This is a genomic window from Terrabacter sp. BE26, from assembly GCF_041941675.1.
Lineage (GTDB): Bacteria > Actinomycetota > Actinomycetes > Actinomycetales > Dermatophilaceae > Terrabacter.
The window spans coordinates 2,923,445-2,938,006 of record NZ_CP090122.1; the positions used below are offsets into that span (position 1 = coordinate 2,923,445).

Annotated in this window: 13 protein-coding genes and 1 tRNA gene; 8 read left to right on the plus strand and 6 right to left on the minus strand. The window is 71.8% G+C overall.

Features of this window, described 5'->3' with window-relative positions; genetic code table 11:
- Positions 1-87: 87 nt before the first annotated feature.
- Positions 88-1,551, minus strand: a complete 1,464-nt coding sequence (locus LQK93_RS13480) for a sugar transferase (RefSeq protein WP_374968290.1) — start codon at positions 1,549-1,551, stop codon at positions 88-90.
- Positions 1,552-1,953: 402 nt separating this feature from the next.
- On the opposite strand from LQK93_RS13480, the gene eno reads away from it, so the two are divergent.
- The 4 genes from eno (at position 1,954) to LQK93_RS13500 (ending at position 5,562) form a co-directional block, all read left to right on the plus strand.
- Positions 1,954-3,255: a phosphopyruvate hydratase gene (gene eno / locus LQK93_RS13485; RefSeq protein ID WP_374968291.1), complete on the plus strand. Its 1,302-nt coding sequence runs from the start codon at positions 1,954-1,956 to the stop codon at positions 3,253-3,255.
- Between the two features lie 5 nt (positions 3,256-3,260).
- The gene (locus LQK93_RS13490) at positions 3,261-3,932 is read left to right on the plus strand and encodes a septum formation initiator family protein (protein WP_374968292.1); all 672 of its coding nucleotides are present in this window, start codon (positions 3,261-3,263) and stop codon (positions 3,930-3,932) included.
- Positions 3,933-3,995: 63 nt separating this feature from the next.
- Positions 3,996-4,592 (plus strand): DUF501 domain-containing protein, encoded by a 597-nt coding sequence (locus LQK93_RS13495; RefSeq protein ID WP_374968293.1) that lies wholly within the window; start codon positions 3,996-3,998, stop codon positions 4,590-4,592.
- Positions 4,585-5,562 (plus strand): exopolyphosphatase, encoded by a 978-nt coding sequence (locus LQK93_RS13500; protein WP_374968294.1) that lies wholly within the window; start codon positions 4,585-4,587, stop codon positions 5,560-5,562. Before LQK93_RS13495 ends, LQK93_RS13500 begins: the two co-directional genes overlap by 8 nt.
- A gap of 36 nt (positions 5,563-5,598) precedes the next feature.
- Here the strand turns inward: LQK93_RS13500 and mptB are convergent, their stop codons facing one another.
- Positions 5,599-7,182 (minus strand): polyprenol phosphomannose-dependent alpha 1,6 mannosyltransferase MptB, encoded by a 1,584-nt coding sequence (gene mptB, locus LQK93_RS13505; protein WP_374968295.1) that lies wholly within the window; start codon positions 7,180-7,182, stop codon positions 5,599-5,601.
- Between the two features lie 219 nt (positions 7,183-7,401).
- Positions 7,402-7,476: transfer RNA gene (locus tag LQK93_RS13510), tRNA-Leu, on the minus strand.
- 174 nt (positions 7,477-7,650) lie between these two features.
- Between LQK93_RS13510 and LQK93_RS13515 the strand changes: the two genes are divergently transcribed.
- Both LQK93_RS13515 and LQK93_RS13520 read left to right on the plus strand, forming a co-directional pair.
- Positions 7,651-8,511 (plus strand): Bax inhibitor-1/YccA family protein, encoded by an 861-nt coding sequence (locus LQK93_RS13515; RefSeq protein ID WP_374968296.1) that lies wholly within the window; start codon positions 7,651-7,653, stop codon positions 8,509-8,511.
- Positions 8,512-8,516: 5 nt separating this feature from the next.
- Complete coding sequence (locus LQK93_RS13520; RefSeq protein WP_374968297.1) at positions 8,517-8,831, plus strand: hypothetical protein; 315 nt, start codon at positions 8,517-8,519, stop codon at positions 8,829-8,831.
- 173 nt (positions 8,832-9,004) lie between these two features.
- Here LQK93_RS13520 and LQK93_RS13525 read toward each other — a convergent pair whose 3' ends face one another.
- Positions 9,005-10,228, minus strand: coding sequence for an acetyl-CoA C-acetyltransferase (locus LQK93_RS13525; protein ID WP_374968298.1), 1,224 nt, complete (start codon positions 10,226-10,228; stop codon positions 9,005-9,007).
- A gap of 246 nt (positions 10,229-10,474) precedes the next feature.
- On the opposite strand from LQK93_RS13525, the gene LQK93_RS13530 reads away from it, so the two are divergent.
- Complete coding sequence (locus LQK93_RS13530; protein ID WP_374968299.1) at positions 10,475-11,266, plus strand: hypothetical protein; 792 nt, start codon at positions 10,475-10,477, stop codon at positions 11,264-11,266.
- 15 nt (positions 11,267-11,281) lie between these two features.
- On the opposite strand, the gene LQK93_RS13535 is transcribed toward LQK93_RS13530, so the two are convergent.
- The gene (locus LQK93_RS13535; RefSeq protein WP_374968300.1) at positions 11,282-12,376 is read right to left on the minus strand and encodes an SGNH/GDSL hydrolase family protein; all 1,095 of its coding nucleotides are present in this window, start codon (positions 12,374-12,376) and stop codon (positions 11,282-11,284) included.
- A 134-nt stretch (positions 12,377-12,510) separates the two neighbouring features.
- On the opposite strand from LQK93_RS13535, the gene LQK93_RS13540 reads away from it, so the two are divergent.
- Positions 12,511-13,881: a cystathionine beta-synthase gene (locus LQK93_RS13540; protein ID WP_374968301.1), complete on the plus strand. Its 1,371-nt coding sequence runs from the start codon at positions 12,511-12,513 to the stop codon at positions 13,879-13,881.
- Between the two features lie 98 nt (positions 13,882-13,979).
- Here LQK93_RS13540 and LQK93_RS13545 read toward each other — a convergent pair whose 3' ends face one another.
- Positions 13,980-14,552 (minus strand): HhH-GPD-type base excision DNA repair protein, encoded by a 573-nt coding sequence (locus LQK93_RS13545; protein WP_374968302.1) that lies wholly within the window; start codon positions 14,550-14,552, stop codon positions 13,980-13,982.
- Positions 14,553-14,562 lie beyond the last annotated feature (10 nt).

Consider the following 14,562-nt stretch of genomic DNA (forward strand, 5'->3'; position numbering starts at 1 on the left):
CCGCACCACCCCGCATCCGGGGGCCTGGTGTGGGCACGGAGGTGGGGTCCGTGCCCACACCGCGGGCCCGGGGTGCGCACCCGGGTGTCAGTAGGCGCCGCGCGAGGCGAACACGGCCCGAACGGTGCGGGCCAGGATCGTGAGGTCCTGGACGATCGACCAGTTGTCGACGTAGTAGAGGTCGAGGCGGACGGTGTCCTCCCACGACAGGTCGCTGCGGCCGGAGACCTGCCACAGGCCGGTGAGGCCGGGGCGCACGTGCAGGCGGCGCTGGACGTCGGTCTCGTAGCGACGGACCTCCGACGGCAGGGCCGGCCGCGGTCCGACCAGGCTCATCTCCCCGCTGATGACGTTGATCAGCTGTGGCAGCTCGTCGACGGAGAACCGGCGCATGACCGCACCGATCCGCGTGATCCGCGGGTCGTGCGCCGCCTTGAAGAGCACTCCACCGGCGTTCTTGTTGAGGTGGCTGATGCTCGAGAGCCGGGCCTCGGCGTCGACCACCATGCTTCGGAACTTGAGGCACTCGAAGAGCTGCCCGTCCCGACCGACGCGAATCTGCCGGAAGAGCACCGGGCCGCCGTCCTGCAGCTTGGTCAGCAGCGCGAAGACGATCATGACCGGTGATGCGAGCAGCAGGGCGATGCTGGCGCCCAGGAGGTCGAAGGTGCGCTTGAGGCCGCGGGAGGCCGCGAGGCTCTGGGGTGGTTCGACGTGGACGAGCGGCAGCCCGCCGACCGGCCGCATGGCCATCCGGCCCGAGGAGATGTCGCTGAGGCTGGGGACCACCGCCATCTGGACGTCGTGGCCCTCGAGGTCCCAGGCGATCCGCCGGAAGTCGACGGGCGCCGGGAAGGCCCCCTCGGCGAAGAGGACGAGGTCGGCCTCGGCAGCGAGAGCGTTCTGCGCGGTCTCGTGCGTGAAGCCGATGACGGGCACACCACCGGGTGTCGTGTTCACGAACGCCGTCGACGGCACCAGGGCGCCGATGACGTGGAAGCCGAGCCACTTCTCGCGGCGCAGCACGGCGGCCACCTCGTCGATGCGCTCCTGCGACCCCGACAGGAGCACCTTGGTGAGCAGGTATCCGCGCTCGCGCAGCCTCTTCACGATGCGACGCGCCGACCACCTCCACACGAGCAGCATCGGTACGCCGACCAGGAACAGCAGCACGAAGAAGGCCCTGGAGAGCTCGAACTTCGTCAGGTAGCTGCTGATGCCGACGAACCCGGCCGTGAAGCCCGCCGCCCCCAGCACCCGTGCGTACTCGGTGGTGCCCACCCCGACGTGCGTCATCGCGTAGGTGCCCCGCACGACGTTGGCGAGCATCCAGGCGACCACGATCCACAGCCCCAGCGAGGTGGCGATCGTGTTGATGTCGTTGGTGACCGGAAGGACCGGCACCCGGATGTTGTTCTGCGCGGCGACGAACGTCGCCGCCCCGATGAGGACGACGTCGCCTGCGGCGATACCGAGCTGCAGCAGGCGCTCCCCCCGCGCTCGATCCGTCCTTCGTCGTGCGTCCACCCTCGCGTTCAGGTCCAGGAGCATCGTTCCCGGTTGACCGACAACCTGACCCATGAGCACCAACCCCCCGCTGGCCCCGCAAACCCCTATGAAGTGCCACCCCCCGGCGACTACTTCGGAGTATGTCCGCTCGCTGAGAGCTGACGCCAAGAAACTGTAAAGTCTGCTCGCGCGTTTGAACCCTTTGCGACGCAGTGCGCAGAATGTCTGCCGACGTTTTGCTCACCTTCGCCGCGATGGCCTGCGAATCGGGTGTGGGCCGCGTCGGTGAAGGAGCCGGAGCGGGGTAGCGACTAGGCTGCGGACGGTATCGGGATGTGTCGTGTGCCGCTGGACCGCGACGGTCTCTGCGTGTCAGTGCGTCCCGATCGACGCATCTGCGCGAACCGCTGCGGATGCCCGAGCGCGACTGCACAGGAGAGCCAAGTGGCCAGCATTGAGGAGATTGGCGCCCGCGAGATCCTGGACTCGCGCGGCAACCCCACCGTCGAGGTCGAGATCCGCCTCGACGACGGCACGTTCGCCCGGGCCGCCGTCCCGTCCGGCGCCTCGACGGGCGCCTTCGAGGCGGCGGAGCGCCGTGACGGCGACAAGGGTCGCTACCTCGGCAAGGGCGTGGAGCAGGCCGTCGACGCCGTCATCGAGGAGATCAACCCGCGGCTCGTCGGCTTCGACGCGAGCGAGCAGCGGCTCGTCGACGCGGAGATGACGGCCCTGGACGGCTCGGCCAACAAGGAGAACCTCGGCGCCAACGCCATCCTCGGCGTCTCGCTCGCCGTGGCCCACGCCGCAGCCGAGTCCGCGGGCCTGCCGCTCTTCCGCTACGTCGGCGGCCCCAACGCCCACGTGCTCCCGGTCCCGATGATGAACATCCTCAACGGTGGGTCGCACGCCGACTCCAACGTGGACATCCAGGAGTTCATGATCGCGCCGATCGGTGCGCCCACCTTCCGCGAGGCGCTGCGCTGGGGCACCGAGGTCTACCACTCGCTCAAGAAGGTGCTGCACGACCGCGGCCTGGCCACCGGGCTCGGTGACGAGGGCGGTTTCGCACCCAACCTCGAGTCCAACCGTGCCGCCCTGGACCTCATCCTCGAGGCCATCCGCGCGGCTGGGTACGAGCCCGGACGCGACATCGCCCTGGCCCTCGACGTGGCCGCCTCCGAGTTCTACGAGGACGGCTCGTACGCCTTCGAGGGCGCCCGCAGGTCGGCCGACGAGATGGTCGCCTACTACGCCGAGCTCGTGGCCGCCTACCCGCTCGTCTCCATCGAGGACCCCCTCAACGAGGAGGACTGGGACGGCTGGAAGTCCATGACCGAGCTGCTCGGCAGCAGGGTCCAGATCGTCGGCGACGACCTCTTCGTCACCAACCCGGAGCGCCTGGCCCGCGGCATCTCCACCGGAACGGCCAACGCGCTGCTCGTCAAGGTCAACCAGATCGGCACGCTGACCGAGACCCTCGACGCCGTCACCCTCGCGCAGACCAACGGCTACCGCTGCATGATGAGCCACCGGTCCGGGGAGACCGAGGACGTGACGATCGCCGACCTTGCCGTCGCGACGAACTGCGGCCAGATCAAGACAGGCGCACCGGCCCGGTCCGAGCGCGTCGCCAAGTACAACCAGCTGCTGCGCATCGAGGAGGAGCTCGACGACGCCGCCGTCTACGCCGGCGCCGGCGCCTTCCCCCGCTTCGACGCCGGTCGCTTCGGCGCCGAGGGCTGATCGACGTGGCCGACCGCACGCCCTCCCGCCCGGGTCGCCCGTCCTCGACGGGCCGGCCCGGCGGGAGCGCGCGGTCGGCCGGTGCCCGGCCGGCACCGCGCAGCTCGTCGGCCGCGAGCCCGACGCCCTCCGCGCGCCGTTCCCCGGCGACGCGACCGGGGCAGGCGCGCCCCGGTGCCGTCCGGGCCAGCCGCCCCGGTGCCGGCAAGGAACGCCCGGCGCTCGCGGCCCGACCCCGCACGCCGCAGACGACGCCGCCGTCCGCCTCCACGGCCTGGGTGCGCGGTGCCATCCTGCTCGGCATCCTCGTCATGCTGGCCGTGACGATCGTGCCGACCCTCCGCTCGCTCGTGCAGCAGCGCGGCGACGCGGCGGCCATGGCGGACAAGGTGGCTGCCCAGCGCGAGACCGTCCAGCAGCTGCAGCACCAGGCAGCGCTGTGGAAGGACCCCGCCTACATCGAGGTGCAGGCGCGTGAGCGCCTCAAGTTCGTCCGCGTCGGCGACCGCGCCTACACGGTGATCGACGGCGATTCCGAGGCCAGGACCGCACCGGCCGCCCCCCGTCCGGTCGTGGCCGCACCCATGGCCAACGCCGCCTCTCCCTGGTATGGCAAGGTGTGGCAGTCGATCCAGATCGCCGACCGTCCGGCCGCGGGTGTCACCCGCACGAAGTGACTCGCGGTCTCGGCCGAGCCACCGACTCCGAGCCCGAAGTGAGCTGTCCCAAGTGAGCACCGCGTGAACGACCCCGCCCCGTCCAGCCCCGCGCCCGCCGGTGGTGTCGATGCCGCAGACCTGGACGCCGTGGAGCGCCAGCTGGGTCGACGACCCCGTGGGGTGGTCGAGGTGGCGCACCGCTGCCCGTGCGGCGAGCCGGACGTGCTGCGCACCGAGCCGCGGCTGCCCGACGGCACGCCCTTCCCGACGACCTACTACGCCACCTGCCCACGGCTGACGGGTGCCGTGAGCACCCTCGAGACGGCGGGCGTCATGAAGGAGATGACCGAGCGGCTCGGCCAGGACGAGGGGCTCGCGGCCGCCTACGCCGAGGCGCACGAGCAGTACCTCGCGCGGCGCGCCGAGCTGGGGGAGGTCCCCGAGATCGCGGGCGTCTCCGCCGGGGGCATGCCGACGCGCGTGAAGTGCCTGCACGTCCTGGTGGCCCACTCGTTGGCCGCCGGGCCGGGGGTGAACCCCCTCGGTGACGAGGCCCTCGCCATGCTCGACGACTGGTGGCAGCCCACCTCGTGCGCTGCCGTGCACGCCGCCGAGGACGCCGCTGCCGCCGCCGAGCGGGTGTCCGACGGCGACGCGGAGGGGCCGCAGCATGGGTGACGCGACCACCCGCGTCGGCGCGATCGACTGTGGGACCAACTCGATCCGTCTGCTGGTGGCCGACGTCGACCCGGCGACGGGCGCGCTCACGGACGTGCTGCGCCGCATGGAGATCGTTCGCCTCGGCCACGGGGTCGACCGCACCGGCGTGATCGCGCCGGAGTCCATGGCGCGCACGCTCGCGGTCACCGAGGAGTATGCCGCCGCGTGCCTTGAGCTCGGCGTCGCCGATGCCCGCTTCGTGGCCACGTCCGCGTCGCGGGACGCCCGCAACGCGGACGAGTTCATCGAGGGCGTCCGCGCTGCCTTCCTCGAGCACTACGGCAGGGAGGTCTCGCCCGAGGTCGTCTCGGGCGATGAGGAGGCGGCCCTCTCCTTCGCCGGCGCCACCGGCGGGCTCGCTGCGGGGGGCGTCGGCGGCCCGTACCTCGTCGTCGACCTGGGCGGCGGCTCCACCGAGCTCGTGCGCGGCACCGACCACGTCGAGGCGGCCCGGTCGGTCGACATCGGCTGCGTGCGCATGACCGAGCGCCACCTCGTGAGCGACCCGCCCACCGACGAGGAGATCGCCGCCGCCACCCGCGACATCGACGAGGCGCTCGACCTCGCCGAGTCCGCCGTGCCCCTGGACGGGGTCGCCACGCTCGTCGGCCTGGCCGGCAGCGTCACGACGATCACGGCGCACCTGCTGCGCCTGCCGGCATACGATGCCGACCGGATCCACCTGGCACGTTCCGCGCCCGCCGACATGGTCGTCGCCTGCGACGACCTCCTGGCCATGACGCGGGCCTCCCGGGCCGGGCTGCCCTACATGCACCCGGGCCGCGTCGACGTCATCGGCGCCGGCGCCCTGGTGTGGCGGCGGGTCGTCGAGCGCGTCGTCGAGCGTGCGGGTATCACCGAGGTCATCACCTCCGAGCACGACATCCTCGACGGCATCGCCCTCAGCGTCGCGCGACGGCCGCTCTGAGGACGGCCGCGGGCTCCGGCCACACGGTCCCGGCCCTCAGGCCGACGAGGTGGCGGCGGCGAGCACCGGCTCGTCCGCCTGCTCCTGGGCCCGGCGGCGGTTGGCGCGCAGCCGGGCGGCCATCCACAGCGCCGCCGAGACCCCGAGCGCCCACGTGCCGTTGACGACGGTCGCGTCGACCACGCCGTAGGTGACGAAGAAGAGGGTCACGAAGACGATCGCCCGCACGTGGCGGGCCGAGAGGCGCACGGCGGCGAGCAGCAGCGCCCCCCACAGGAGGTACCACGGGTGCAGGACGGGCCCCGAGGCGCAGAGCACGAGCATCGCCCCGGCCGTCGCGAGCACCGGGTTGCGCGGCGCCACCCGCCAGGCCACCCACACGATGCCGGCCACGCCGGCGAGCAGGCCGATCGTCTGCGCGATCGGCACCGGGGCGGAGTAGAGGCTCTCGGGCATGCCGCCGACCCGCATCAGCCACTCGACCGCGCTGCCCACGAAGGTCGGCGGCGACAGCAGGGACCGGAGCGTGACCGGCACCGAGAGGTTGGGGATCCAGCCCCAGCCGAGGCCGGTGACCTCGGTGACGGCCGTGAACGTGCCCAGCACGACCGCGCCGTGGAGCACGCCGTGGCGCAGCATCGCCCGCAGCCGCGACGCCGCACCGGGGGCCAGGTCGCTCTGGGCCTGCAGGGCCATGCCGACGACCCCGATCAGCGCGAGCACGGCGGTCTGCTTGTACGTGGCTGCCACGGCGATGGTCATCGACGCGACGACGAGCTGGCCGCGGCTGGCGAGGAGCAGGGCCAGCGTCACGAGGGCCACCATGACGGCGTCGCCGTGCGCGCCGCCGATGAAGTGCATCATGACGAGGGGGTTGAGCACGCCCAGCCACAGCGCGTGCCGGCCGCTCACGCCGTAGCGCTCCGCCAGGCGGGGGAGCGCGTACGCGAGGAGCCCCACCGCGAGCAGCGCAGGGAGCCGCATCGCGACGGCCGAGACGTACGCGTTGTCGGGGAAGAGGCTCACGACGACGTGTTGCACCTGCAGGGCCAGCGGGCCGTAGGGCGCAGGGGTGTCCCTCCACATGGGGTCGACCTGGTCGGCGAAGGGCCCGGGCACCCAGAAGGGGCCGACGGCGTACGGGTCCATCCCGCGGGAGATGATCTTGCCCTGGGCCGCGTAGCTGTAGGCGTCGCGACTGAAGAGCGGCGGTGCGAGCATGACCGGCAGGCTCCACAGCAGCCACGCCAGCGACGGTGCCTTGCGGCCGTGCACCGGCCGCATCCGCAGCCAGGCGTCGACGAGCAGCGCCATGCCGACGGCGAGCAGGACGGTGGTCAGCACCCGTCCGAGGCCGCTGCCGAGCCACTCCAGGTGGAAGCGCTCGATGAGGGGGGAGGCCGGCAGGTCGAAGGTGTCGGCGGGCAGGAAGGCGGGGCTGATCGAGCCGGCGGCCACGAGCGACATGCCGAGCATGCCGCGGCGGACCATCCGGTCGCTCCAGGTGCGAGCCAGGGAGGCGACGAGGCGGTCCCGGAGGTCGACGGCACGGGAGTCGAGCGCGCCGGGCACGAGCAGACGAGCCGTCGTCGTCGCCGCGGCGACACGCTGCTCCAGCACCCGCTGCTCCTTCGTTCTGGTGTGCGTCCGCGCCAGGCGGCGCGACGCGATCCGGCGGAGGGCGCGTCGAATTCCCCCTGGGACCTCGTTCCTGCGGTCATTCTAGGTCAGCGACCGACGGAGGGCCGTGCCACGCCCGAGGCGCGGGCACGACCCGGCCAGACCGGTGCAAGCCGCCACCCGCCGTCGCGAGCAGCAGGGCGCACGACGGCCCTGGCGTACCCCCGGAGGGACTCGAACCCTCACCGTTGGCGATTTTAAGTCGCCTGCCTCTGCCGGTTGGGCTACGGGGGCGGGGCCCTCAGTATGCCGTTACCCGCGCCGCTCCCCGCACGTGCACCCCGAGTGCGGTGACGCGGCCGCCTGCTCGCGGGAACCTTCCGCAGGGGTGCGTTCGCTTACCCTTGGGGACAGTCGTCACGCCCATTCGCGGGTCGTGGCACCCAGTGCTTTTAGGAGCGCACTCACATGGCAGGTGGAAACCCGGTCTTCGACCGGCTCAACAAGCAGATCGAGAAGGAGCGCTACGCCGGCTTCGGCTCGCCGCAGGGTCGGCCGCAGCAGCCGGCCGCCGGCTACGCGACCCAGGACACCCTGACAGCGGGCCAGCTCAATGACCTCTACAACCGGGCGCCGGCCGGCCCGGTCGACACCGGGCGGGTCACCGTCGACGACGTCGTCGTCAAGAGCCTCACCCTCTTCGTCGTCACGGTCGCCGTCGCCGGCGTCTCGTGGTTCTGGACCAGGGCCAACTCCGACATGACGCTGCCGTTCTGGCTCGGCGGCATGTTCGGCACGCTGATCCTGGGCTTCGCCATCGCCTTCATGAAGAAGGTGTCGGTGCCGCTGCTCATGGTCTACGCGGTGCTCCAAGGTGCCTTCCTCGGCGCCTTCAGCCAGTACATCGCCTCGATCCCGAAGTACAACGGCGTCGTGCAGATGGCGGTGCTGGCCACCCTCTGCGTGTTCGTCGCGATGTACATCGGCTACGCGACCGGCTTCGTCAAGGTCAACGACAAGACGCGGCGGATGTTCTTCTTCGCCATCGTCGGCTACGGCATCTTCTCGCTGCTGCAGGTCGTGCTGCTCATGACCGGCGTCATCAGCGGCTGGGGCTTCGGCGGCAGCGGCGGCCTCGGCCTCATCCTCTCGGTCCTCGGCGTGGGGCTCGCGTCGTACTCCCTGGCCATCGACTTCGACTCGATCGACCGCGCCGTCCAGGTGGGCGCCCCGAGGAAGTACTCGTGGCTGCTCGCCCACGGCCTGATCGTCTCGATCGTCTGGCTCTACATCGAGTTCGTCCGACTCTTCGCGCGCCTGCGCGACTGACACCGATGGCACCTTCGGGCGTGGGTTCGCCGACCCCGCAGGAGGTGTCCGACGAGCTCCGGCGCGTGGTCGAGCGGTGGCACCAGCTGCCGCTCGACCAGGCGCTTTCGCGTATGCCGTCCGTGCGTGTCCTCGTCCAGTCCCTGGCCGACCGCGTGGCGCAGGCCTGCGGCGGCGCGCCGCAACCGGTGCCCGACCTCGGGCCGGCCGTGGTGATGGACCAGCTGTCGGTCATGGTCTTCGACCTCTTCCGGGCCGCGCCGGCCACCGACCCCGCCGTGGTCGCGGACGAGCTGGCCGGCATACGCCGCTCCCTCTGACCCACGATCCCACCGCGTCACGACGCCACCTGGCGGCTTGTTGCGGGAGGATCGTCCCTCGGACCGCAACAACCGGCCACCTGGCGTGCTGTTGGGCCGGCACCCTGATGCGCCGAGTGGGCACCATCCCGCCAGGGAAGGTGCCCACTCGTCGTGGTTCGGTTGTCCGAGCGTCAGCTGAGGCGCTCGAAGATGACGGCCATGCCCTGGCCGCCGCCGACGCACATCGTCTCCAGGCCGAACTGGCCGTCCCGCTCGCGCAGGGCGTTGATGAGCGTGCCGGTGATGCGGGCACCGGTGGCGCCGAACGGGTGGCCGATGGCGATGGCGCCGCCGTTGACGTTGAGCTTGTCGTAGTCCATGCCGATCTGGTCGGCCGAGCCGATCACCTGGGCCGCGAAGGCCTCGTTGATCTCGTAGAGGTCGATGTCGCCGATCGAGAGGCCGGCGCGCTTGAGCGCGAGGTTGCTCGCCTCGACCGGGCCGAGGCCCATGATCTCGGGGGAGAGGCCGGTGGCGGCCGTCGAGACGACCCGGGCCAGCGGCTCGAGGCCGAGCTCCTTGGCCTTGGTGTCGCTCATGACGACCAGGGCCGCGGCGCCGTCGTTGAGCGGGCAGCAGTTGCCGGCGGTGACCGTGCCCTGCTGGCGGAACACCGGGTTGAGCGCCTGCACGGCCTCGAGCGTCACGCCGGCGCGCGGGCCGTCGTCCTTGGTGACGACGGTGCCGTCGGGGGTGGTGACCGGCGTGATCTCCCAGTCGAAGAAGCCCCGGCCGATGGCGGCCTCGGCGCGGTTCTGCGACGTCACGCCCCACTCGTCCTGGCGCTCGCGGGAGATGCCGTATGCCGTCGCGACATTCTCGGCCGTCTGCCCCATCGCGATGTAGATGTCGGGCAGCAGGCCCTCCTCGCGCGGGTCGGTCCACGTCTCATTGGTCTCGGCGATGCGCTTGGTTCGGGCCTGGGCCTCGGCGAAGCGCGGGTTCTGCTGGTCCTCCTTGGCGCCACCGGCGCCGGCCCAGTCGGTGTACTGCGAGACGCACTCGACGCCGGCCGAGACGAAGATGTCGCCCTCGCCGGCCTTGATGGCGTGGAAGGCCATGCGGGTGGTCTGGGCGGAGGAGGCGCAGAACCGGTTGATCGTGGCGGCCGGCGTGTCGTCCATGCCGAGCAGGGTGGCCACGACCTTGGCCATGTTGGAGCCGTGGCGCCCCGAGGGCTCGGCGCAGCCGAGGTAGAGGTCCTCGACCAGGCTCTTGTCGAGGCCGGGCACCTTGTCGAGCGCGGCCTGGATGACGGTGGCGGCGAGGTCGTCGGGGCGCACCTCCTTGAGCGAGCCCTTGAAGGCCCGGCCGAACGGGGAGCGGGCGGTCGAGACGATGACGGCTTCGGTCACGGGTATCTCCTGGTGCGGCATTCGGCCCGGACGACGGCGAACGGGCCACTAAGCGCTTGCTCAGTCCCCACGATGGTAGGACGTCCTCGCACCGATTGGACAGGGCGCCGGGCATGACGTGCGTCTCTGGCCCGCGCGCGCACGGTTAGTCTGGACCGCGTCGTCGTCGCCGCCCGGTGGCGACACGGGTCCGGGGCTCGCACCACACGAGCCCGGCCGAACCGACCACCAGGGGAGCCGCACCAGATGAAGAACCTCACGACGCGCCTCGTCGCCGTCACCGGCGCGTTCGCGATCACGCTCGGCGCGGCCGCGTGCTCCAAGTCCGACACGCCCTCGTCCAGCGGCTCCTCGACCACGGCGAGCTCCTCGGCGAGCGCGGGTTCCTCGGCCTCGACGCCCGCGACGACGGACAGCGCTTCCGCGCCGGCCGCGAACGGTGCAGCGAGGGCGGCCGACCTCCTCGAGAAGGCCAAGACGAACGCGCTCGCCGCGAAGTCCGGCGCCTTCGCCGGCCAGGTCGACCAGGCCGGCAAGAAGATCAACATCGACTTCAAGGGCACCAGCGACGGCAAGACCGCCGACATCGCCATCGAGATGCAGGGCGACGGCAAGGCCCGCGTCATCTCCGTGGGCGACGGCGTCTACATCCAGGGCGACCCGACCTTCTGGAAGAAGCAGGGCGCTCCCGCGAAGGTGCAGAGTGCCGGCCAGAAGTTCATCAAGGCCCCGGCGTCCGCGGGCGCGATGACGCAGAGCCTCAGCCTCAAGTCCTTCCTCGAGAAGGCCTTCGGTGCCGTGACCCCGCAGGAGCTGTCCAGCACCGTTGGGAGCGAGAAGGTCGGCAGTGTCGACTGCTGGGTCATCACCGACAAGAAGGGCAAGGGAGAGGGCGCGCTCTACGTGTCCAAGGACAAGTTCGAGGTGGTGCGCTTCACCGGTTCCACGTCGAGCCCGGGCCAGCTCGACTTCTCGAAGTGGAACGAGGACCTCGGCATCAAGGCGCCCCCCGCGAGCCAGGTCATGTCCCTCGGCTGATCCCGTACTGGGTGCTCAGCGCAGGGCGGTCGCGCCACCGTCCTTGTATGCCGCAGGCTGCGCGGGCCCTGGACGTGCCGCGTCGTCCGTGGCCGGCTCGCCGGCCGATCCTGCCCGGGGCAGCGCCGGCCGGATGCGGTGCCGCAGCAGCGCCCAGCGTCCGCGAGCCCCCCGCGCCCTGCCCGCGACCTCTGCGGGGGCGACCTCGGTGCCGGGGCGCGTGACCGCACGCGTGGCGGCGACCGCCAGCGGGCGCACGCCCTCGCCCCGCCAGGCGTTGGGCCCGGTCGGCCGGCTGCGCTCGCCGAAGAGGTCGAGGGCCGCGCTCACGGTCGGCAGCAGGGCCGCGGCGACCCGTGCGTAGCCGACGGGGCTCGGGTGGAAACGGTCCTTGCTGAACATCAGGTGCGGCTCTGTCGAGAAGGCCTCGCTCAGCAGGTCGCCCACCGACACGGCCCGGCCACCGGCCTCGACGACCGCCACGGTCTGGGCCGCGGCGAGGTCGCGCGACCAGCGCCGGGCGAGCCAGCGCAGCGGCTGCGGCAGCGGCTGGATGGCGCCGAGGTCGGGGCACGTGCCCACGACGACCTCGGCCCCGGCCTCGCGCAGCCGGCCCACCGCCCTCCCGAGATGGCGCACGGCCAGGGCCTTGTCGATGCGGTGCGTCACGTCGTTGGCGCCGATCGAGATGACGGCCACGTGCGGGGAGGGGATCAGGGCAAGGGCCCGTTCGACCTGCTCGTCGAGGCCAGGGGACTCCGCGCCGATGACGGCGACGTTCGTCAGCTCGACCGGGCGCCCGGTGTAGCCGGCGAGAGCGGTCGCGACGGTGGCCCCGATCGTCTCGTGGGGGTGGTCTGCCCCCATCCCGACAGCGGTGGAGTCGCCGAGCACGAGGAAGCGCAGCGGCTCACCCGAGCCGGAGCCGTAGGTCCCGCTGTCCGACGGCGCGCCCTCGAAGGGCTGTCCGACGATCCGGCGCGCCATCACCGCCTCGGCGCGCAGGAGCCCGTAGCCGAGGACGCCGAGCGCGCCGAGGCCGGCCACTCCCACGCCGCCGCCGTATGCCGCTGCCTGGGCGATCCTGCGCGCGCGCCGTGCCCGCCCCATGCCGAGGCCTCCCTTCTCACTGCTGAACCGGGGTCCACCACGGTAACCCGCCGGTGGCCTCTCCCGTGCCCCGTTGGGCGCGTGCCAGACGGTGCGCGCGTCGAGTGACCGGTCGGCACTCCTAGGATGAGCGGATGAAGTACGCAGAGAACGTCGCCGACCTCGTCGGCAACACGCCCCTGGTCAAGCTCGGCTCCGTCGTCGCGGACGCGGGGGTGAGGTGCACGGTGCTGGCGAAGGTCGAGTACTTCAACCCCGGTGGCTCGGTCAAGGACCGCATCGCCCTGCGCATGGTCGAGGCGGCCGAGCGGGACGGTCTGCTCAAGCCGGGCGGCACCATCGTCGAGCCGACGAGCGGCAACACCGGGGTGGGCCTCGCCCTCGTGGCGCAGCGCCGCGGCTACAAGTGCGTCTTCGTCTGTCCCGACAAGGTGGGCCAGGACAAGCTCGACGTGCTCAAGGCGTACGGCGCGGAGGTCGTCGTGTGCCCGACGGCGGTCGAGCCCGAGCACCCCGACTCCTACTACTCCGTCTCCGACCGCCTGGTGCGTGAGATCGACGGGGCGTGGAAGCCGAACCAGTACTACAACCCCGAGGGGCCCAACAGCCACTACCTCACGACCGGCCCGGAGATCTGGCGCGACACCGACGGCCGGGTCACGCACTTCGTCACCGGTGCCGGCACCGGCGGCACGATCAGCGGCACGGGCCGCTACCTCAAGGAGGTCAGCGACGGCGCGGTGCGCGTCATCGCGGCCGACCCCGAGGGCTCGGTCTACTCCGGCGGCACCGGCCGGCCCTACCTCGTCGAGGGTGTCGGTGAGGACTTCTGGCCCGGCGCCTACGACCCGTCGGTCGTCGACGACGTGATCGCCGTCAGCGACGCCGACTCCTTCGCCATGACGCGGCGCCTCGCCCGCGAGGAGGGCCTGCTCGTCGGTGGCTCGTGCGGCATGGCGGTCGTGGCTGCGCTGCGCGTGGCCAAGGACCTGCCCGAGGACGCCGTCGTCGTCGTGCTGCTGCCCGACTCGGGCCGTGGCTACCTGAGCAAGATCTTCAACGACGACTGGATGGCGTCCTACGGCTTCCTCGACGACCACACCGAGACGACCGTCGGGGCCGTCCTGCGCAACAAGTCCGGCGACATGCCGGCGCTCGTGCACACGCACCCCAACGAGACCATCCGCGACGCCGTGCAGATCCTGCGCGAGTACGGCGTCTCCCAGATGCCGGTCGTCAAGGCCGAGCCGCCTGTCATGTCCGGGGAGGTGGCCGGCTCGGTGAGCGAACGCGCCCTGCTCCAGGCCCTCTTCACCGGGCACGCCCACCTGGCCGACCCGGTCAGCAAGCACATCGAACCGGGGCTGCCGCTCGTCGGCGCCGGCTCGCCCGTGTCGGCGGCCCGCAAGGAGCTCGAGGACTCCGACGCGCTCCTCGTGGTCGAGGACGGCAAGCCGATCGGCGTCCTCACCCGCGCCGACCTGCTCGGCTTCCTCGCCGAGTGACCTCGAGCGCCGCCCGGGACGCCTGAGAGCACGTATGCCGCTGGGCCCGCTTCCACGAGAAGCGGGCCCAGCGGCATACGTACGGAGAGGCTTGTGGCTCAGGCCTGCTGCTTGGCCTTCGCCTCGGCCTTCTTCGCCTGCTTGAACTCCCGCACCTTCAGGAGTGAGTCGGCGTCGACGACGTCGGCCACGGAGCGGTAGCCGTCCAGCGCGTAGTCCCCGGCCGCGGACTCCCAGCCCTCGGGTCGCACGCCGAGCTGCTTGGCGAGGAGCGCCACGAAGATCTGCGCCTTCTGCCTGCCGAAGCCCGGCAGCTCCTGGACGCGCCGGAGCAGCTCCTTGCCGGTGGTGGCCTCGGTCCACAGGCGGGTGACGTCACCGTCGTAGCGGCTCTCGACGAGGGCGGCGAGCTCCTGCAGCCGGGTCGCCATCGAGCCGGGGAACCGGTGGATGGCCGGCGGCGTGCTGCACAGCGCCTTGAACTCGTCGGGGTCGGCCGCGGCGATGGCCGCGGGGTCGAGCGTGCCGAAACGGCTGAGCACCTTGTACCCACCGCGGAAGGCGTGCTCCATGCCGTACTGCTGGTCGAGCATCATGCCCACCACGACCGCGAAGGGGTGCTCGTCGAGGACCTGGTCGGCGGCCGGCTCGCCCGCGATCTGGAAGCTCATGCAGGCATGC